The 20,222-nt window shown below is 43.6% G+C and carries 16 protein-coding genes and 4 tRNA genes; 19 read left to right on the top strand and 1 reads right to left on the bottom strand.

Annotated features, from left to right (window positions below; translation table 11 throughout):
- Positions 1-82 precede the first annotated feature (82 nt).
- The 17 genes from dnaB to QNH15_RS25915 all read left to right on the top strand — a co-directional run bounded on the left by dnaB (position 83) and on the right by QNH15_RS25915 (position 15,984).
- Complete coding sequence (dnaB, locus tag QNH15_RS25995) at positions 83-1,447, top strand: replicative DNA helicase (RefSeq protein WP_283895777.1); 1,365 nt, start codon at positions 83-85, stop codon at positions 1,445-1,447.
- A gap of 286 nt (positions 1,448-1,733) precedes the next feature.
- Complete coding sequence (locus QNH15_RS25990; RefSeq protein WP_283891700.1) at positions 1,734-3,020, top strand: adenylosuccinate synthase; 1,287 nt, start codon at positions 1,734-1,736, stop codon at positions 3,018-3,020.
- A 416-nt stretch (positions 3,021-3,436) separates the two neighbouring features.
- Positions 3,437-3,512 (top strand) — tRNA-Lys (locus QNH15_RS25985).
- Positions 3,513-3,526: 14 nt separating this feature from the next.
- A tRNA-Glu gene (locus QNH15_RS25980) sits at positions 3,527-3,601 on the top strand.
- A 111-nt stretch (positions 3,602-3,712) separates the two neighbouring features.
- A tRNA-Asp gene (locus tag QNH15_RS25975) sits at positions 3,713-3,788 on the top strand.
- Positions 3,789-3,816: 28 nt separating this feature from the next.
- A tRNA-Phe gene (locus tag QNH15_RS25970) sits at positions 3,817-3,892 on the top strand.
- Positions 3,893-4,056: 164 nt separating this feature from the next.
- On the top strand, positions 4,057-4,635 hold the full coding sequence (locus QNH15_RS25965; protein WP_347343367.1) for a glycerol-3-phosphate acyltransferase: 579 nt from the start codon (positions 4,057-4,059) through the stop codon (positions 4,633-4,635).
- Positions 4,636-4,808: 173 nt separating this feature from the next.
- Positions 4,809-5,513, top strand: a complete 705-nt coding sequence (yycF, locus tag QNH15_RS25960; RefSeq protein ID WP_090238483.1) for a response regulator YycF — start codon at positions 4,809-4,811, stop codon at positions 5,511-5,513.
- A gap of 4 nt (positions 5,514-5,517) precedes the next feature.
- Entirely contained in the window at positions 5,518-7,365 is a 1,848-nt protein-coding gene (walK, locus tag QNH15_RS25955) for a cell wall metabolism sensor histidine kinase WalK (RefSeq protein ID WP_283891696.1), read from the top strand.
- Positions 7,366-7,368: 3 nt separating this feature from the next.
- Entirely contained in the window at positions 7,369-8,757 is a 1,389-nt protein-coding gene (locus tag QNH15_RS25950) for a YycH family regulatory protein (RefSeq protein WP_283891695.1), read from the top strand.
- Complete coding sequence (locus QNH15_RS25945) at positions 8,757-9,557, top strand: two-component system regulatory protein YycI (RefSeq protein WP_283891694.1); 801 nt, start codon at positions 8,757-8,759, stop codon at positions 9,555-9,557. Before QNH15_RS25950 ends, QNH15_RS25945 begins: the two co-directional genes overlap by 1 nt.
- A gap of 15 nt (positions 9,558-9,572) precedes the next feature.
- The gene (locus tag QNH15_RS25940) at positions 9,573-10,370 is read left to right on the top strand and encodes an MBL fold metallo-hydrolase (protein ID WP_283891693.1); all 798 of its coding nucleotides are present in this window, start codon (positions 9,573-9,575) and stop codon (positions 10,368-10,370) included.
- A gap of 161 nt (positions 10,371-10,531) precedes the next feature.
- Entirely contained in the window at positions 10,532-11,743 is a 1,212-nt protein-coding gene (locus tag QNH15_RS25935; protein WP_283891692.1) for a S1C family serine protease, read from the top strand.
- Positions 11,744-11,856: 113 nt separating this feature from the next.
- On the top strand, positions 11,857-12,021 hold the full coding sequence (locus tag QNH15_RS25930) for a CxxH/CxxC protein (RefSeq protein ID WP_430667113.1): 165 nt from the start codon (positions 11,857-11,859) through the stop codon (positions 12,019-12,021).
- A gap of 81 nt (positions 12,022-12,102) precedes the next feature.
- Positions 12,103-12,582 (top strand): 23S rRNA (pseudouridine(1915)-N(3))-methyltransferase RlmH, encoded by a 480-nt coding sequence (gene rlmH, locus QNH15_RS25925; protein WP_283891690.1) that lies wholly within the window; start codon positions 12,103-12,105, stop codon positions 12,580-12,582.
- A gap of 355 nt (positions 12,583-12,937) precedes the next feature.
- The gene (locus QNH15_RS25920) at positions 12,938-13,939 is read left to right on the top strand and encodes a hypothetical protein (protein ID WP_283891689.1); all 1,002 of its coding nucleotides are present in this window, start codon (positions 12,938-12,940) and stop codon (positions 13,937-13,939) included.
- Positions 13,940-13,956: 17 nt separating this feature from the next.
- The gene (locus QNH15_RS25915) at positions 13,957-15,984 is read left to right on the top strand and encodes an RNA-directed DNA polymerase (protein ID WP_283891688.1); all 2,028 of its coding nucleotides are present in this window, start codon (positions 13,957-13,959) and stop codon (positions 15,982-15,984) included.
- Positions 15,985-16,115: 131 nt separating this feature from the next.
- Here the strand turns inward: QNH15_RS25915 and QNH15_RS25910 are convergent, their stop codons facing one another.
- Positions 16,116-18,044 (bottom strand): DUF2075 domain-containing protein, encoded by a 1,929-nt coding sequence (locus QNH15_RS25910; protein WP_283891686.1) that lies wholly within the window; start codon positions 18,042-18,044, stop codon positions 16,116-16,118.
- A gap of 286 nt (positions 18,045-18,330) precedes the next feature.
- Here QNH15_RS25910 and QNH15_RS25905 point away from each other — a divergent pair, with 286 nt between their 5' ends.
- Both QNH15_RS25905 and QNH15_RS25900 read left to right on the top strand, forming a co-directional pair.
- Positions 18,331-19,311: an ATP-binding cassette domain-containing protein gene (locus QNH15_RS25905; protein ID WP_283895771.1), complete on the top strand. Its 981-nt coding sequence runs from the start codon at positions 18,331-18,333 to the stop codon at positions 19,309-19,311.
- On the top strand, positions 19,308-20,123 hold the full coding sequence (locus tag QNH15_RS25900; RefSeq protein WP_283891684.1) for an ABC transporter permease: 816 nt from the start codon (positions 19,308-19,310) through the stop codon (positions 20,121-20,123). The genes QNH15_RS25905 and QNH15_RS25900 overlap by 4 nt, the downstream gene beginning before the upstream one ends.
- The last annotated feature ends 99 nt before the right edge of the window (positions 20,124-20,222 follow it).

Genomic DNA, 20,222 nt, shown 5'->3' with positions numbered 1-20,222 from the left:
ACCGGAACTGACCGGTCTCATTCTTCTGTAATCAGGGTCTTCTTGCCAAAAATGGCAAAAGATCTTACCAGGAGGAAGAATGATGAGTGATCTTTTTGTTGATCGCATCCCACCACAGAACATAGAGGCTGAACAAGCGGTCCTGGGCGCTATTTTCCTGGAGCCGGAAGCACTGGTTACCGCATCGGAAATTTTGATCCCGGAGGATTTTTACCGTGCCTCCCATCAGCGGATTTATCAGGTGATGCTCGATTTATCGGAAAAAGGGGAACCTGTCGACCTTGTAACGGCAACAGCCGCTCTCGCCGACCGGAAGCTTCTTGATGAAATCGGCGGTGTCTCGTATTTAAGTGACCTTGCAAGCAGCTCACCGACCGCGGCCAATATTGATTACTACAGCCAGATCGTGGAAGAAAAATCCCTTCTTCGCCGTTTGATTCGTGCAGCGACCGAAATTGCGGCCAACGGCTACGCCCGTGAAGAAGAGGTTGAAGCGGTCTTAAATGAAGCGGAAAAGACAATTCTGGAGGTAGCCAACCGTAAAAACGGCGGTGCCTTCATTTCCATAAAAGATGTACTGGTAGCTGCCTATGATAATATCGAGAAGCTGCATAACCGCAAAGGGGACATTACCGGAATTCCAACCGGGTTCAACGATTTGGACCGGATGACCGCCGGCTTTCAGCGAAATGACCTGATTATCGTTGCCGCCCGTCCTTCCGTGGGTAAAACGGCCTTTGCCCTGAATATCGCGCAAAACGTCGCCACCAAAACAGAAGAGAACGTTGCCATCTTCTCGCTTGAGATGGGTGCAGAACAGCTAGTCATGCGTATGCTGTGTGCGGAAGGCAATATTGACGCCCAGCGGCTTCGTACAGGCTCCCTGCTCCCGGAAGATTGGCAAAAGCTCACAATGGCCATGGGAAGCCTGTCAGCCGCTGGAATTTTCATTGATGATACGCCTGGTGTCCGCATCGGAGATATCCGTTCCAAATGCCGCCGCCTTAAGCAGGAAAAAGGCCTTGGCATGATTCTGATTGACTATTTGCAGCTCATTCAGGGGAACGGCAGAGCGGGCGAAAACCGCCAGCAGGAAGTATCCGAGATCTCCCGTTCCCTTAAAGCGCTCGCCCGTGAGCTGCAGGTACCGGTCATTGCCCTGTCACAGCTTTCCCGTGGCGTGGAATCCCGTCAGGACAAGCGTCCGATGATGTCGGATATCCGTGAATCCGGAAGTATCGAGCAGGATGCCGATATCGTGGCCTTCCTGTACCGCGATGACTATTACGACAAAGAATCCGAAAGTAAAAATATTATCGAAATCATTATTGCCAAACAGCGTAACGGCCCGACCGGCACGGTTGAGCTCGCGTTTGTCAAAGAATACAACAAGTTCGTCAACCTTGACCGCCGGCATGACGAAAGCAGTATGCCGCCAGGCGCATAAAATGGATGATAAACAGGCACTCTCAAGTAAGAGGGTGTCTGTTTTTTTTTGCTGTGGGTGATTTCTGCGGTGCTAGTTTACATAATGGGGTTTTGGCGGGGTAAATGGCTGCCAGCCATCCTCCTTTTTGCTGTTTCATACGCAAAACCGAACGGCTTAACTGTAAATATTTTAAAATGTTCGTGTTTTATTGACTTTTGCCTATATAATTGATAAACTAATCATGGATTTTTAAGTTACTAGCAAATTAAAGTGTTTTTTAAGATTATTTGGAGGTGCTGGCGTAATGTCATCCGTAGTCGTTGTCGGAACACAATGGGGAGATGAAGGTAAAGGAAAAATTACCGACTATCTTTCTGAAAAAGCAGAAGTTGTTGCCCGTTATCAGGGTGGTAACAATGCTGGACATACAATTGTATTTAACGGTAAGAAATATAAACTGCACTTGATCCCGTCCGGAATTTTTTATGATGATAAAGTTTGTGTGATTGGTAACGGTATGGTTGTTGATCCTAAAGCGGTTGTGGAAGAGCTTGCTTACTTGCATGATCTTGGCGTCCACACCGAAAATCTTCGAATCTCCAACCGTGCACATGTTATCCTTCCATATCACCTTCGCCTTGATGTGCTTGAAGAAGAAAGCAAAGGCGAAAACAAGATCGGTACCACCAAGAAAGGGATTGGGCCGGCATACATGGATAAAGCCGCTCGTATCGGCATCCGTATCGCGGATCTTTTGGACAAGGAAGTATTCGAAGAGAAGCTTGAGCGCAACCTTGCTGAAAAGAACCGCTTGTTTGAACGAATTTATGAGTCTGAAGGATTTACGAAAGAAGAAATCCTTGAAGAATACTATGGATATGGCCAGCAGATTGCCAAATATGTTTGCGACACTTCAGTTGTTCTTAACGATGCACTTGATGAAGGCCGCCGTGTACTTTTCGAAGGCGCACAAGGCGTAATGCTTGATATCGACCAGGGTACGTATCCGTTCGTAACTTCATCCAACCCGATTGCCGGGGGAGTTACCATCGGTTCTGGTGTGGGACCATCCAAGATCCATCACGTTGTCGGTGTATCCAAAGCCTACACAACTCGTGTGGGTGACGGCCCGTTCCCTACTGAATTGAATGATGAAATTGGAAATCAAATCCGTGAAGTTGGCCGCGAATACGGTACGACTACAGGACGTCCTCGCCGCGTCGGCTGGTTTGACTCTGTGGTTGTTCGCCACGCACGCCGTGTCAGCGGAATCACTGATCTTTCTCTTAACTCCATCGATGTGCTTACAGGCATTGAGACATTGAAGATCTGTGTGGCGTACAAGTACAAAGGTGAAGTGATCAACGAGTTCCCTGCGAGCCTTAAAGTGCTTGCACAATGTGAGCCTGTATACGAAGAGCTTCCTGGCTGGACTGAAGACATCACAGGCGCGAAAACACTAAGCGATCTTCCGGAAAACGCCCGTCACTACGTAGAGCGTGTTTCCCAGCTTACCGGTATTCCGTTAACCATCTTCTCTGTCGGCCCAGACCGCAGCCAGACCAACATGGTCCGCGGCGTGTTTGTTTGATTGTTCTAATTTAATGAGCCCGGCGCTCCGCTTTGATGCGGAGGCCGGGTTTTTTGTTTTTTGTGATGAGGCGCAGTTGACATAATCCAGGTTTGGACAGTAAATTTTCAACACTGGCCAGTAAAAGTTCAAAAGCGGCCAGTTAATATCAATTTTTGGCCAGCAAAGTTCTCAAACGGGCCAGTAAATCAATTTTCGGGGAGCCAAAACCATGGTTCAGCCCCCTCTTCCCTGCTTTTAAAAAGAAAAAATACATTTTTTACTCTTTTTTTAAAAAAACAGCTTGCCAAATGATATAAAACGATGATAAGATAACTCTTGTCGTGTTAAAACGACTTTGCAGCCGAAAAGGCGCACAACGTCAGCTTCCACTAGTAGAGGAAGAGACAGGGTACCAACGGACAGAATAACATCAAGAGCCATTAGCTCAGTTGGTAGAGCATCTGACTTTTAATCAGAGGGTCGAAGGTTCGAGTCCTTCATGGCTCACCATTTTCTTACAAAGTGGCCCGTTGGTCAAGCGGTTAAGACACCGCCCTTTCACGGCGGTAACACGGGTTCGAATCCCGTACGGGTCACCAAGTATTTTTCGAAAAAAAATACCAAGTATTTTTATTTCATAAAAAATACCAAGTTTTTTTCATAGAAAAAAATTGTAAGAAAAACTACTCTTTAATATAGATTGTTTCACTGGACTCGTGGTGTAGTGGTTAACATGCCTGCCTGTCACGCAGGAGATCGCCGGTTCGACCCCGGTCGGGTCCGCCATTTTTTTCACATAGTAATTCAAAATCTTGGCTCGATAGCTCAGTCGGTAGAGCAGAGGACTGAAAATCCTCGTGTCGGCGGTTCGATTCCGTCTCGAGCCACCATTTTACTTGCAAAACAATTTACTATTCCTAAAACAATCATGACACAAGAGGCATGCAGCTACCGTTCTGCATGCTTTTTTACTACATTTTTTTAATATTTACACGTGCAGCGGGCCTCGCCCATAGAATAGGAATAAGAAAATACGCACGGAAGGGTGACAGGCATGGGGACGGTGTACATTGTGCTGTACATGGTGGGCTGTTATTTCATCGGCAACATCATGACGGGGTATCTGGTGGCCAAATGGCTAAAGGGGATTGACCTTCGGAAGGAAGGCACCGGCAATATTGGCGCACGGAATGCAGGTCGCGTCATTGGGCCGTGGGGCTTTGTATTGACGCTTGCCGGTGATCTGATCAAGGCCGCAGCCGCGGTGCAGCTCGCCAAATCATTCGGCTTCTCCCCTGCCTTTCAGCTGGCATCCTTCTTTATGGTGATTGTGGGGCATTTGTGGCCGGTCACCCTGAAGTTTCATGGCGGCAAAGGCGTGGCCTGCTTTATCGGCGGAATCCTTGTGTTTGACTGGCGGATTGCCGCGGCTGCAGCGGTCCTGTTTCTTGTTCTTTTTGCGGTGCGCAGGAGCTTGACGGTAGCGGGACTGGTGACCTTTTTGGCCGTGCCGGTTGCGCATTACGCGTTCCATCAGGTGCTTACGCCGGCCATACTGCTGCTGATTATTTCAGTACTGGTGGTCTATGTCCAAAAAGAGGATTTGGCTCTGCGTCTGACAGAGAAACCATAAAACCGTCCTCCTTAAAGAAAAGGAGGATTATTCCATTTTACCTAGAAGTCTGACGTTATGGAGAATTTAGATATTGTGGTAAAATAAAGGGTAGACATGCCAAAAATTATCCAATCCATAGATCTATATAGATACTAAAAATTAACGGTTTCCAAAAAAGGAGCGACTACCGGATGGACAAAAAGATTCTTGTAGTAGATGACGAGAGGCCGATTGCAGATATTCTGCAGTTCAATCTGGAGAAAGAAGGTTTCCAGGTCACCTGTGCGTATGATGGTGTATCGGCGATCGAAAAGATAGAGAGTGAAAAGCCGGACATGATTCTTCTGGATATCATGCTTCCGATGAAGGATGGAATGGAAGTATGCAGGGAAGTCCGGAAAAAGTACGATACGCCGATTATCATGCTGACGGCGAAAGACTCGGAGATTGATAAGGTTCTTGGTCTTGAGCTTGGGGCCGATGATTATGTGACCAAGCCGTTCAGCACGCGCGAGCTGATCGCCCGTGTAAAGGCGAACCTGCGCCGCCATCAGCAGGAGACAGAGCGTGAAGTGGATGAGAACAACGAGATTATCATTGGCTCGCTCACCATTCATCCGGATGCGTATTTGGTAACCAAGCGCGGGGAATCCATTGAGCTGACACACCGGGAGTTTGAGCTTCTGTATTATTTGGCCAAGCACATTGGACAAGTCATGACACGGGAGCATTTGCTTCAAACCGTATGGGGGTACGACTATTTTGGCGATGTCCGGACCGTGGATGTGACCGTCCGCCGTCTCCGTGAAAAAGTGGAAGACAACCCAAGCCATCCTCTCTGGATTATAACGAGACGCGGCGTGGGCTATTACTTACGAAATCCTGATCAGGAGTAGACAAATGGATAAGGTAGGCTTTTTCAGATCAATACACGTTAAGTTTGTATTGATCTATGTTTTGCTCATTTTGATCGCGATGCAGGTCATCAGCGTTTACTTCATCAACAATCTTGAAGACAACTTAAAAGAAAACTACATCAGTGCGTTAAAAAACAATCTGGATTTCTTTGAGTTCAATGCGGAGCAGAAGATTCTTGATGCCCAGCAGATGAAGGAAACGACAGAAGATGGCAACAGCAACACGCTGACAACGGATATTGCCCAGCTGATCAATGAGACCAAGGATGAGAACATCAAGTCCGTTCTTGTGTTGAACAAAGACGGGGTGGTCATTGGCAGCGACAGCAAAAATTTGATTGGCCAGGTCAGCACGAACAGCAAGATCAAGCTGGCATTGAACGGGACCCAGGATCAATCCGAGATGTATGACAAGGCAACGAATCAGCGGGTCATTGTCTGGGCCAAGCCCATAATTGTCGGCAAGGATCAGCAGGTGGACAAGAACAAACAGGTTCTTGGCGCGATTTATGTCAAATCATCGATCGAGAGCGTGTATAAGCAAATCAGTGACATTAATAAAATTTTGACGACCGGTACCGTTATTGCCCTGGTAATAACCGCGATACTCGGTATTTTTCTTGCGCGGACGATCACACGCCCGATGGCCGATATGCGAAAGCAGGCGCTGGTGATGGCGCGGGGTGACTTTTCGCGTAAGGTGCAGGTTTATGGCGACGATGAGATCGGTCAGCTTTCCATGACGTTCAATGATCTGACCCGAAAGCTGCAGGAAGCGACCGCCATTACCGAGAGCGAAAGGCGAAAGCTTCGTTCGGTCCTGACGTATATGACCGACGGTGTAATCGCCACCGACCGGGATGGCTGCATTATCCTCATGAACGACCGGGCCGAGGAGATGCTCAACATCTCCCGTCAGCATGCGCTTGGCAATTCCCTGCTGGAGCTGCTCCGGCTGAACGACCAGTATACGTGGGACGAGCTGTACAATGAATATGAGAGCATGCTGCTTGATTTCAGCACAGACAAGGTTCATTACGTACTGCGCGCGAATTTCTCTGTGATCCAGAAGGAAGGCGGACCGGTAAACGGTCTGATCGCGGTTCTGCATGATGTTACCGAGCAGGAGCAGATTGAAAACGAGCGCAGAGAATTCGTGTTCAACGTATCCCATGAGCTGCGTACCCCATTGACCACCATGAGGAGTTACCTCGAAGCACTGGCTGAAGGGGCATGGCAGGATGAGAACATCGCTCCCCGCTTTTTGGAGGTTACGCAAAATGAAACCGAGCGGATGATCCGCCTGGTCACCGACCTTTTGCAGCTTTCCAAAATGGACAGCAAAGATTACAAGTTTAATTTTGTTCAAACCGATCTTGTCCAGTTTTTGCAGGACATCATCGACCGGTTTGAAATGCTGCAGCACGAGCACCTCCGTTTTATAAGGAACCTGCCAGAGCGTAAAATCATGGTGCAGATCGACACCGACAAGATGACACAAGTGGTTGATAATGTCATCTCGAATGCGATTAAATACTCGCCTGAAGGAGGCACGATTTCGATATCGGCCTCCCTTCACGGCAGAAAAATAAAAGTAAGCATTTCGGACCAGGGGGTCGGCATTCCGAAAAACAACGTGTCGAAGATCTTTGACCGGTTTTTCCGTGTAGACCGCGCCCGATCCAGAGACTTAGGGGGTACAGGCCTCGGCCTCGCGATTACCAAGGAAATTGTGTTGGCCCACGGCGGGGACATCTGGGCTGAGAGTGAATGGGGCCAGGGAACGACGATCCATTTTACCCTTCCTTTAAAAAAGGTAAAGGGGGAATAACGCATGACGTGGAGAAAAATCTACAACGCTATTAAATTTATCGTAAAGTCAGTCTACAAGAATTTTGAAGTGATCAAGTCGATTGTGCTTGTATTTCTGATCGCGCTGAGCCTTGTTCTTACGTGGAGCCTTTGGACGTTGAAGCCCAATTATACGGCCATTGAGGACACCCGGACAGTGAAAAAAGCAGAAGTGACGGATACGAAGAAAGTGACGGATGTGATCCGTCCGAGCCAGGTCATTTTTTACGACAAAAATTCGTACCGGGGAATGCCGGCCAATGACAAATTCATCTCGCGCATCAACCAGATGCTTGATAACACGAAGTTCTTTGACACAAAAACCCGCCCGTTTAACGGGGTGGATGATCAATTGAAGCAAAAGGAATACATCGAAGTGATTTATCCGACAGACATGACGTCGGATCTTTACAGCCAGATTTTCAACATGGCTTCATCCGGAGGTTCATTCGCCATTCCTACAGCGGACCGGGTGATCTTTTACAAGAAAGATACCAATGAGGTGGAAGCCCATATCATCTCCTATTCTCAGAGAAAGATGATTACGGCCAGCACGACCTTCCCGTTTGATTCGCTGAAAAATATCATCAATGATGCGAAAACAGGTGTATTGGAATACGAACCATTTAATGTGGAAAGCGGAACGAATGAAGGAGCACAAGTGGCCCGCCGTTTCTATTTTCCTAAACGCAGTTTCACGCTGAATTCCTACAGTTATTTGGCCCGTACAGTGAATGAAGATACGATCGACCGGTACAAAAATGCGCTGTTCCCGGATCCAAGTACGGTGAAAAGTGGAAATACCGGCGACTATTATACGGATGAAAACTCGGCGCTCGAAATTAACCGCACGAGCAACCGCATCAAGTATACGAATTTCGCCCAGGAGCCGGATGAGGACATTACCCAGCAAACGAGAAGCCCGCTGTTTAACAGTGTCGACTTCATCAACAACCATGCGGGCTGGGGAAATCCTTATTTCTTCTATAACCTGGACCCTTCGAGCGGGTCTGTTGCATTTCTTCCTTTTGTGAGGGGAATCCCGATCATTGGAGGCAATATGGAGATGAGGCTGGACTGGACCAACAATGAACTGAATGATTATCAGCGGTCCATGGTCGAGCTTGTGATCGATGAGAATTCATTTAAGCCGAAAGAGGTCCGGCTGCAGGGGGCCGAACAGATCAAAGCGGCACTGAAAGAGTATGACATGTCCCTTGTCAACAAACTGGCCGTGGGATATGACATGAGCCATGAGAAGGGCCAGGACAACGTGTACATGCTCAAGCCTGCGTGGTTTGTGAACTACGGCCCCAATCATGACTGGCAGCCATTGTTTCATGACAGTCGTAAGCCTGGGGGAGAGAACTGATGGATTGGAAAAAAACAAAAACCATTTTTATCTTAACGTTCTTGATTTTGAACATCTTCCTCGGCTATCAATTGTCACAAAAACTGGCGAAAAGCAAACTGGATACGATCTTTAATCCGACGCTTGAAAAGCAGCTCGAAGACAACAACATCAAATACAAAGACAGTCTTCCAAAGAGCTATGATGAGAAGCAGACGCTCATCAGCGGACAGCGGGCACCGTTCTCGGAAAACGAGATCAAGGCGAAGACAAGCAAGCTGAACAAGAACAGCACGGATACCACGCTTATTTTTGACCTGAAGAAGCCGGTGGAGCTGGATAAGGATGACCTGACCCGCGATGTGAGCCAATTTTTGAAGGATAACGTGTACCGCGGCAACGAATACCAGTTTTATAAGAAAGATACAAAGAATCGTAAAATCTGGTTCACTCAGGTGTACCAGGGAAAACCGATATTCTTTAATACCGCAGACGATTCGAGCCGTCCGAGCGGGATGGTGATGTTCGAATGGAATGACAAAGGCTACCTGACCCGGTACACTCAAACGTTTATCTCGGTCTACCGGCAGGGCACAAAACAGGAAATTATACCGCCAATGAAGGCCATTGAGAAACTCTACAGAAACAACTATTTGTCAATCGGTGATAAAATTGAAAAAATTGTCCTTGGTTACTATAGTCTGGCAAACGTCGAAAATGTGCAGGTGTATGCACCGACCTGGTCCATTGAAACTCAAAATGACCATTACTTCGTCAATGCCACAGACAGTTCGGTACAGGAAGTGGACAAAGGACAATAGAAAGGACTATACTTCATGAGTTTGCAATTTAGCGTGCTGGCAAGCGGCAGTACAGGAAATGCGATTTATGTGGAAACGGGGAAATCCCGTCTCTTAGTGGATGCCGGCTTGAGCGCAAAGCAGATGAAACTCTTATTTGAAAAGGCGGGCTGCTGTGAGCTGGACCAGCTTGACGGCATTCTCGTCACCCATGAGCACAGCGACCACATTAAAGGGCTTGGCGTACTGGCAAGAAAGTATAAACTGCCGGTCTATGCCAACGCCAAAACGTGGAAAGCGATGAACGGATTGATCGGTGAAGTAGATTCGGAGCAAAAGTTTGAGTTTGAAATGGAAAGCGTGAAGACGTTCGGCGATCTGGAGGTCGAATCCTTTGGTGTGTCCCATGATGCAGCAGAGCCCATGTTCTATGTGTTCCATCACGAGGGGAAGAAGCTGACGCTCATGACGGACACCGGCTATGTCAGCGACCGTATGAAGGGCATCACAAAGCACAGTGACGCCTTTGTCATGGAGTCGAACCATGACATCAATATGCTGATGATGGGCCGCTACCCGTGGAACATTAAGCGAAGAATTTTGGGCGATCACGGGCATATTTCCAATGAAGATTGCGGCTATGCGCTTAATGATTTGATCGGCGACCAGACAAAGCGCATCTATCTGGCTCACTTAAGTAAGGACAACAACATGAAGGACATTGCCCACCTGGCAGTTAAGCAAACGCTTGAAAGCAAGGGATTTGTGATTGGTGAAGATCTTCAGCTTCATCATACGGATGCCACAGAGCCGACTGAACTTGTATTGGTTTAGTCGGTTTTTTTCTGTTTAAGCTCAAGAATTTAAGGCAATAACATATGTGTGGAAAAGTGTGAAAAATTACCCATAATTTTTAAGCCGTGGTGCTAATTTTTTATAATTAAATATACATTACAGCACTTATTATACTCGTGAAAGGAACGGTGAAGCAGGAAATGGGCTATTACGATGATGATCATGAATCCGGTCCCAAAAGGCAAAAAGGAAACCGCGGCGGTTTTTTGCTGGCTGCCCTTGTGGGTGCCATCCTTGGCGGACTGCTAATCTTATTTTCGGTTCCTGCCCTGGGGGGCATGGGGCTGCTGCCTGAGAATTACTCCAGTTCCAACAATAATGGTGGAGGAACGGAAGAGTCCGGCATTACGAAAAACGTGAAGGTGAATGTCACCAATAATGTGACAGATGCCGTCGCGAAAACAAGAGATACCGTAGTTGAAGTCCTGAATATCCAGCAGGGTCAATTCTGGAATCAGGGCGGAAAGCAGCAGGCTGCCGGCTCAGGCTCTGGTGTTATCTATAAAAAAGAAGGCGGCAAAGCGTATATTGTCACGAACAACCACGTGGTTAAGGATGCATCCCGTCTGGAAGTGACCTTGAGCAACGGTACGAAGCTGAAAGGAACACTTCGTGGAACTGATCCGCTGATGGACCTTGCGGTGGTGGAAGTGGACGGAAGCAAGGTGAAGAAAGTGGCACAATTCGGATCTTCCAGCTCGCTGAAGCCGGGTGAACCGGCAATTGCGATCGGTAACCCGCTCGGCACCTTCCCTGGTTCGGTTACAGAAGGTGTGGTCTCCAGTGCCGACCGTACGATGCCGGTTGATATTGATGAAGACGGCAACCCGGACTGGCAGGCAGAAGTCATCCAGACGGATGCCGCGATCAACCCGGGTAACAGTGGCGGTGCGCTCGTGAATATTGCAGGACAGGTCATCGGCATCAACTCCAGTAAGATCGCTCAGGAGGAAGTAGAAGGAATCGGATTTGCGATCCCTGTCGATACCGCCAAGCCGATCATTAATGACCTAGAAAAGTATGGCGAAGTGAAGCGTCCGTTCCTTGGAGTAGGACCGATCCCGCTGTCACAGGTCAGCAGCTATCACCGTCAAACTACATTGAAGCTGCCATCCAGCGTGAATTCAGGAGTCGTGGTAATGGATGTTGAACCATTGTCACCAGCTGACCGCGCAGGCATTAAAGAAATGGATGTGATCACAGAGTTTGACGGCAAGAAGATCGGATCTCCGCTGGAGCTTCGTAAAGCGCTCTACAAGAAAAAGGTCGGAGACAAACTTGATATCACCTATTACAGCAAAGGCAAAAAGAAAAACGTCACCGTGAAACTGGCGATGCAAAAATCATCATAACAAAATCAGGAGAGCCTTCTCCTGATTTTTTTGTCGAATAAAACAAGAGAATAGCGAAGGTGCGCTTTGTGTTAAAATACGAGGAGAGTATCTTGTGGATAAGGAGAATGATTTTGAAGAAATATTGCTGTGATGAACATGTGGATATCGGAATCGACGAATTGATCGATGAATTGGAAATTTACCCGAACCTGGAGTTATTAACAGAAGAAGAAAAGTTATCAACAATCTGTACATATTGCGATAAAACGGCCATATATAAAGTGTCGAACGAGTGATCCTATACTAAATGTGGATAGAATCTGTGCATATGTGGATAACTTTAGTGGATAAGTTGTTTATAAAAGGAGTTTTCCCCTGTGAATATCTTAGTTGTAACGGTTGGCAAACTGAAAGAAAAGTATTTAAAAATGGGAATTGACGAATATGTAAAGCGGCTCGGACCATACGCAAAAATCGACATTGTCGAAGTACCGGACGAAAAAGCACCCGAAAACCTGAGCGACCAGGAAATGCAGCTCGTCAAAAAAGCAGAAGGCGACCGCATCCTGGCCAAAATCCCCCAGGACGCCCACGTCATTGCCATGGCGATTGAAGGCAAACTGATTTCCTCAGAAGACTTGGCCAAAAATCTCGATCAGCTCGCCACCTACGGCAAAAGCAAAGTGGCCTTTGTCATCGGCGGATCACTGGGACTCAGTGATGAAGTAATGAAGCGGGCGAATGAAAAGATTTCCTTCGGAAGGATCACCTATCCGCATCAACTGATGAAGCTGGTGCTGGTGGAGCAGATCTATCGGGCGTTTCGGATTAATCGAGGGGAGCCTTATCATAAGTGAGTATATAGGTCTTTTTTGAGGCGTCAAAGTAAAACGCAATGTTTTGACGCTTCTTTTTTTTGTTTCAATGATACAAACAGTAATATGTTTATCAAGTTATATTAGTAAGGTACTCATTTACGTTTAATAAAATGAAAGAGTAGATAGTAAACAATACATTCATTAATGTTAATAAAAACTTATTGATCAAAGGTGAAAAATTAGTGGGGTTGTTTTTAAAATTTTTAACAATAATGGGAAATAAAGTAGAAATTACATTGATAAAATTGTAGAATAAAAATGGGGTTTTTAAAAGTATTTATATCTTTGCTTAGCAAAAGTAATTGGTAATAAATTTATCAATAGGGAGGTACTTATGGAGATACATCTAAAGAGGAAAGAGTTATGGATATTTATCTTATCTGTATTTATATTGGGTGGGGAGATAGGACTTATAGCCAATGTATTATTTACTGAGTTTTATAGTGAAAATAGATTATTGTTTGTTGCTTTTTTAGCCTTATTATTGTTACTAACTATATTTGCATCAATTAAATTAATGCTGGCAACTAATGAAAAAGTTTTTGAAAGAGACTTTATTTTTACTTATGATTTAAGTTCTAATAAATTTATTGATATACCTTATAATCCTTCAAGTGTCAATGCAAGAGTTTTAATGGATAACTTAGGTGTAAAAAATAAAGAAAGGGTAAAAATAGAAAGGGTTTTTGAAAAGAATATAGAGTTTTATAACTTTAGTAATAATATTGTGGCTCAGATTATTTTGTCTCGCATTATTAAACATAGCCGCAATAAATATACAGAAACAGTAACCTTACAAAAACTAAAAGAACTACTTGTTAATTATAGATATATAGATGTAGATTCTATTGTAGGAGAAGATATAACTTTTAGAGTTAAGGATGGTAAGGAAATTAAGCGGCCAAATTTAATTCTTCCTAAAGGATTTAAAATTAATTGTAACGATATTAGGAATATTAATATAAAATCCTATTATGGTTTTGTGAATTTTGAATGGAATACCGTTGCAACCACTGATACTAAAACATCACAGTTACTATCTACCTTTAACGATATTGATCTAAGTAATTGTATTGAAGTTCAAGTGAAAATTAGACTTAAATATGGTTATAGTATTTTCAAATTATTTAAGAAGGATATTGTTGACTTTAATGAATTTATTGAGAATTGTAAGGATAAAATGAATACATTTAGTGTAGAGTATAGTAAACAAAAATATGATAATGATTATTCTGTGAAAATATTGAAGTATATTGAAAATCAGTTTGAAGATAACTTTAATAAAATCAAGAATATAATAAATAAATTGTTATTGATTAATCAACTTATGCCTTGAAAGAGATGTGAAACCACTTGTCAGGAGATAAACAAATTGCAAAAAAAATACTATCTTCAGGATATTTTGCTAGCCAAATACCAGGTGAATTTAAATCTACTTCATTATGTGAGAGTTTAGATAACCTTGATTTAACAAAATCAAGGTTATCAAAAGAAGTGCTAAATAAATGGTGCAAATTAATAGATTTTTCAATCCCGAAGACAGAAAACTTTCGTAGAGTTTTATCTATTCCACATCCACTACACTATATATTGCTAGCAAGATTAATTGAAGATAATTGGGATGGTTTAGAGGTGCATTTCTCAAAATCAGAGTTTTCCTTAACAACTCCACAAATTTATGAAAGCAGCATAGAACCAAAATATAAAATGTCAGAGAAGATTAATAGAAGATTACATAATCTGGTATTTAAAAGATATATTTTACAAGCAGATATTACAAGGTATTATCCGAGTATTTATACTCATTCAATACCATGGGCACTTCATACAAAAGAGGTCGCAAAAGCAAAACAAAGAGATGATAGCTACTATGGTAACGTGATTGATAGGTTAATAAGAAACATGCAGGATGGGCAAACTATTGGAATTCCTATTGGACCTGTTGCCTCATTCATAATACAGGAAATAGTCGGTACAAAAATAGATGAAGATTTTAAAAGTGAATATGGAGATGGTTTAGTAGGTTATAGATATACAGACGATATGGAATATTATTTTAGTTCATCTGAAGAAGCAGAAAGAGCTCTAAATATTTTAAATAAAATACTAAAAAATTATGGGTTAGATTTAAATATTTCTAAAACTAAAGTAATTAAAATACCACAAGCTTTGGAATCAGAGTGGTTGTATTACTTTCAAAAGTATAAATTTAGAGGAAGTAAAAAGGATAAGAGACAATCAATTTATCTGCAACATACTGATATCAAAGAATTCTTCAGTAAGGCTTTTAAATATAAAATTCAATTAGAAGAAAAGGGAATATTAAACTATGCAGTCAAGGTATTAAGAGGGGTTGTAATACATAAAGAAAATTGGGATATATTCGAATCATTGTTATTACAATCTATCCTAGTAGATTCAACAATAATGCCAACAGTTTTTGAAACTATTGAAGGATATAAGTATAGAGGTTATCCATTAAATTATGAAAGAATAAAAAAATTTATTAATATTCTTATCAAGGATAATGTGGAGTTAAGAAATGATTTTGAGGTATCCTGGGCTCTTAGTTTTGCAGCAAAGTTGAGTATTCCTATTGAAGAAGATGTAAGTAAATTTTTATTGAAGAATGATAATGCAATAATAAATATATTAGTAATGATATTAAATTCAAAAAATCTTTTAAAAGGGACTTTAGATTTTTCTTACTATGAAAGCCTTCTTACAGAAGAAAGTCTTTATGATAGCAATTGGCTCTTCTATTATCAGTGTTGTATTTATGGTTGGCTAGGGCAAGACAAGAATAATAAGCATTTTAAAGATGATAAATTTTTCCAACAGCTTTTAAATAACAATATATCATTTGTGGACTCTACATATTCTAAGGGATTAGAGAATTTAAAGATGTCTATCATTACTTTATGTCTAAATCACTATAAAAATAATTTAAAGACCTTAAAAGCACAAGATATCTTGGAAAGAATAATTGAAGAGTATTCTTTTTCAATTGAAGCTGATTTAATACAAGAATTGATTAGTAAGGTCGAAAAAGAAATTATCAAAATAAACACTGCTCAGGGAGCAGAGGAAGAACCCGAGGAAGTTGAAAGAGCAGAGGAAGAACCGGAGGAAGCTGAAAGAGCAGAGGAAGAACCCGAGGAAGCTGAAAGAGCAGAGGAAGAACCCGAGGAAGCTGAAGGAGCAGAGGAGGAACCCGAGGAAGCTGAAAGAGTAGAGGAAGAAAACAAAGAAACTGAAGTAAACGAAAATCATAGATTAGTTAGAGCAGGGAAAGATAATAACTGGTTTTTTAATTTCTTAACTACAAATGTGAACAAAGCTTCTAATATAAGACAGTATGAAATTGAAGAGGAGTATTAAGTTTTTGGCAGGTAACTGCTCGACAGAGTCACGTCGCGTCCGCTTGGCTACAATAGGGTGGAGAATACGAAAGTGATTCGGGTTCCGCCTTTTTAATGTGGGCATCTTACTCACGTTCTCCCTTATTATCTTTAATATTTACCTCCCTCCTCGGCTGCCACCTCTACCTTAGGAGACAAATTTTCATAAGGAACAGATTTGTTCAAGCGCTCTTTAAAATACTCATTCAGCTCAGGATCTGTACAAAAGATAAAGCACCCTTTCATCCCTCTCGTCATAAGGGTTCGGTAGGTGTTTCTGATAATTTGGTCTGCCAGTTCTTGTGCTTTCTCAGAATCCTCTTTGGCCAGTTTTTTAATTCCTCTAAGAGATTGATCGGTTTTAGCGCGCTTAGTATAATCTGTAACCACATGGCCATCCTTATAAGAAATATCCGGTCCTATTATAACACCGACGTAGTCAAATTCGAGTCCTTGAGACGTATGGATGCAGCCGGCTTCTGAGACGGAATCCTGTTCAATGGCCCAGATGCTGTCTGATAGATTCCAGCTGATTTTAAAATTGTATTCCGGTAGTTCAATGTCTTTATGTAATGTGTTTTTCCTGCCTTTCGTTGGCCATTCCCAACAGTATCCTGCGAGCATACGTGACTTGTTGTTTTTCTTATTGAGTTCTTCAATTTCCCTCAGCATGGCATTCGGATCATCACAGACCCTGAAGTCATAATCTATGCCACGGTCATTTGCGTTAGCCGTGTTCCTAATTTGAAGAACGTCATCCAGCCAGGCAATATAGGCGTCAGACCCATCACAGCGAAACTGTGAAACAAGCTTACCCTGAATCAGTTCAGCGTTTAGCTCTTTTGCATACTTGTTTATGAGATCAATGCTGCCAATATCTTTTAATGTGACTTTTTGGTTCTCATCGATAAAGAAAATCGTAAATTTTGATGAGTGGATTACCTCTTTTATCTGATTTTCTCCTAGATTACTGTATAGACCGGACTTTTCATTTAGACGGTGTGCTTCATCAATTATGAGAACGTCAAATTCATCCTTATCGGATTCCGTGAAGCTTCCGGATCCTTTAAACAGGTTATCAATCTGGGTTTTCTTAATGGTGCCTTTCAATTTAGAAGCGTACACATTACGTGGAGCTGAATTCTTCGAAACATAGAGGGCTGTTAGTTCCTGATTAATAAGATTTACAAGAAGGTTTACAGCCATAACTGATTTCCCTGTTCCTGGTCCGCCTTCAATGACCATAACTCTCTTTTTGCTCGTTTTAATACTCTCCAATGCTAAATGAAAGGCATCTTCATAAAAAACTTTTTGTTCATCAATCAGTACAAATTCCTCGTTCCCTTTCAACATGCTTGCAAGAGAATCCTGTAATGACTTTGAAGGACGAATTTTGCCGTGTTCTATTTGATAAATTAACTGATTACGGTCACCGAAACGAACGTACTTCTTAATAAAGTCCCTTAATTTTTGTATTTCACCCTTTGCAAAAACCGGTGCTTTCTCCAGATGATCTGCATAGTGAGGATCCATTAACGGGTCATTTTCTGTTTTCCTGTAGTTATGTAGATAGGCACAGGGATCCAACAAAATATGCTGATCCTGTACATTTTGATTAAAGTCATGAATTAAGGCAGCATATGACCATGCCTGATAAGAGGGATGGGTGACTGTCCGCTTCCCTCCTCCGAGATAGGTAGAAACAAGCGCATCCTTGGAAGTTACCTTCTCAACCACCGACCATTGCTTCAATTCCACAATTACAACATGATCCTGAAGGCCATCGTGACCGGCTACTAAGAAATCAACCCGTTTGGATGTATTGGGTATCTTAAATTCTATGGCAACAGCCGAATCATCTGGGATTTCTTTATCCTGCATGACATTTGACATTCGTTGGAGTGAATTCTCCCATGAGTGTATTTCACTTTTACTCGTCCGGCCGATTTTCTTTTGATAGGAGTCGTAAAGGCGTTCCACAAGAAGTTCATTTGTAACATCAGAGATAAATTCCGTTTTTGTCGCTTCATAAATGATCAAGTTGATGTCACCTCTTTGGAGAGTTTAGTGCCTATATTTTATCACTTATTGTAAGAGGTATTGGAAAATTACGCCAAAAATTATTTGATTTTATAGGCTTTATCTTTTGGCTAATAAATATAATTTCAAAAAAACTAATTATAAGTGAAGACATATTGAGCTTCCTTTTTTATTTCCTCCCAGTTCATATTCAGTTCACATTAATCCTTTATCATTACCTTCATAATCAGTTAAAGAGTTAGAGGGAGGATTTCCATTGAATCAATTTACCAATAAAAGAAAAGGTATGGATCATAAAGACTTGGCTGTGGAAGCGCATGGTTTGGTTAAGGTATTTGGTGAGAACCGCGCGGTGGATGGCGTGGATTTAAATGTTCGTGCGGGCAGCATCTATGGCGTGCTTGGCCCGAATGGAGCGGGGAAAACGACGACGATTCGGATGCTGGCCACCTTGCTTAAGGCGGATGCAGGTTCAGCAAAAATTTTCGGATACGATGTGGCGAAGGATGCGCAAATTGTTCGTCAGTTGATCGGAGTGACCGGCCAGTATGCGTCCGTCGATGAGTCACTCAGTGCGACGGAGAACCTCGTGATTTTTTCTCGTTTGCTGGGGCTGAGCCGGGCAGAATCCAAGCGCAAGGCTATGGAGTTATTGGAGGAGTTTGGTCTAACGGAAGCGGCAAAACGTCCGCTTAAACATTTCTCAGGCGGTATGCGCCGCAGGCTGGATCTGGCCGCAAGCCTTATTGCCCAGCCGCCTCTCATCTTTTTGGATGAACCTACGACAGGACTTGATCCACGGACACGAAACCAGATGTGGGATACAATCCGCCAGTTAGTTAAGGAAGGTTCAACGGTCCTACTCACTACACAATATCTTCAGGAAGCGGATGAACTGGCTGACCGAATCGCAGTGATTGACCACGGCCGGGTTGTGGCAGAAGGCACGGTAAATGACCTGAAAGAATCAGTTGGCACCTCCTCCCTGCATTTAAGCATTCAAAACGAACAATCGTTGTCAAAGGCCCGCTTGATTGTGGAGCGAGTGCTTAACGTCAAGTCTGCGGTAACGGCGGAAGGCGGAAAGATCACCGCACCGATGGCTGATGCGGACCGGGTGACAGATTTGTTAATCACCCTGAGAGAAGCCGGTATTCAACTGGAAGAATTAAGTGTGCAAAAACCAACGCTCGATGAAGTATTCCTGTCGATCACTGGCCAAAGTACGGCATCCCATACACCGGTGAAAAAGGAGGAGTTAGCATGAGCAGCACAACGATAAAAGCACCTCATGAACGGAAACTTCGCAGGAAAACGAGCTTTCGGGAATCCGTAAGAAATTCGTTAACGATGGCTTACAGAGGCCTGCTTAAAATTAAACGTACACCTGAACAGCTATTTGATGTGACTCTTCAGCCAATTATCTTTACGCTCATGTTTACGTATATTTTTGGCGGAGCGATCTCGGGGAATGTGCACAACTATTTGCCTGTTATTATTCCGGGGATCCTCGTCCAAACGGTGATTACAACCTCTATCGTGACAGGCGTACAACTGCGGGAGGATATGGATAAAGGCGTATTCGACCGGTTTAAGTCGCTGCCCATCGCGCGCATCGCCCCATTAGCGGGGGCGTTGCTGGCTGACACTATACGGTACACGATCGCAACGGTACTCACGTTTTCCATGGGCTATGTGATGGGACTCCGTCCTGAGGGCGGATTAGGCGCAGTCGTTGTTGCCGGACTTCTCGTCATCGTATGTTCCTGGGCCATCAGCTGGATCTTTGCTTTCTTCGGGGTCATTTCGCGTACCGCTTCAAGCGTACAGGGAATTTCAATGCTTGTTCTGTTTCCGCTCACGTTTCTCTCGAACGCCTTTGTGCCGGCAGAAACCATGCCTAAGCTGCTTCAATGGTTTGTAAAAATTAATCCTATCTCGCACCTGGTGACAGCTGTACGAGAGTTAACCAACTCCGGCACAGTGGGCTGGGACTTCACGATCTCCCTGATTGGAGCGGCAGTGATCGTGGCGATTTTTGCGCCAATCACGGTACGCGCTTATATGCGGCGTGCCTAGTGAACAACGAATGGAAATGCTAAAATAAAGATCATTGAGCTTGTGAGAACTACCCTTTGAATTGGCGGTTCTCACTATTTTGTTATAAAAGGAATGAAT

The sequence above is a fragment of the Fictibacillus enclensis genome, assembly GCF_030123385.1.
Taxonomy (GTDB): Bacteria; Bacillota; Bacilli; order Bacillales; family Fictibacillaceae; genus Fictibacillus_C; species Fictibacillus_C enclensis.
Note: the sequence above shows the minus strand (reverse complement) of the source record. Positions and strands in the feature narration are given on the sequence as shown.

What these genes read in the sequence shown, in the direction of transcription:
- dnaB (WP_283895777.1), top strand. Translation starts at nt 83, where the DNA reads ATGAGTGATCTTTTTGTTGATCGCATCCCACCACAGAACATAGAGGCT.
- QNH15_RS25990 (WP_283891700.1), top strand. Translation starts at nt 1,734, where the DNA reads ATGTCATCCGTAGTCGTTGTCGGAACACAATGGGGAGATGAAGGTAAA.
- QNH15_RS25965 (WP_347343367.1), top strand. Translation starts at nt 4,057, where the DNA reads ATGGGGACGGTGTACATTGTGCTGTACATGGTGGGCTGTTATTTCATC.
- yycF (WP_090238483.1), top strand. Translation starts at nt 4,809, where the DNA reads ATGGACAAAAAGATTCTTGTAGTAGATGACGAGAGGCCGATTGCAGAT.
- walK (WP_283891696.1), top strand. Translation starts at nt 5,518, where the DNA reads ATGGATAAGGTAGGCTTTTTCAGATCAATACACGTTAAGTTTGTATTG.
- QNH15_RS25950 (WP_283891695.1), top strand. Translation starts at nt 7,369, where the DNA reads ATGACGTGGAGAAAAATCTACAACGCTATTAAATTTATCGTAAAGTCA.
- QNH15_RS25945 (WP_283891694.1), top strand. Translation starts at nt 8,757, where the DNA reads ATGGATTGGAAAAAAACAAAAACCATTTTTATCTTAACGTTCTTGATT.
- QNH15_RS25940 (WP_283891693.1), top strand. Translation starts at nt 9,573, where the DNA reads ATGAGTTTGCAATTTAGCGTGCTGGCAAGCGGCAGTACAGGAAATGCG.
- QNH15_RS25935 (WP_283891692.1), top strand. Translation starts at nt 10,532, where the DNA reads ATGGGCTATTACGATGATGATCATGAATCCGGTCCCAAAAGGCAAAAA.
- QNH15_RS25920 (WP_283891689.1), top strand. Translation starts at nt 12,938, where the DNA reads ATGGAGATACATCTAAAGAGGAAAGAGTTATGGATATTTATCTTATCT.
- QNH15_RS25905 (WP_283895771.1), top strand. Translation starts at nt 18,331, where the DNA reads ATGGATCATAAAGACTTGGCTGTGGAAGCGCATGGTTTGGTTAAGGTA.
- QNH15_RS25900 (WP_283891684.1), top strand. Translation starts at nt 19,308, where the DNA reads ATGAGCAGCACAACGATAAAAGCACCTCATGAACGGAAACTTCGCAGG.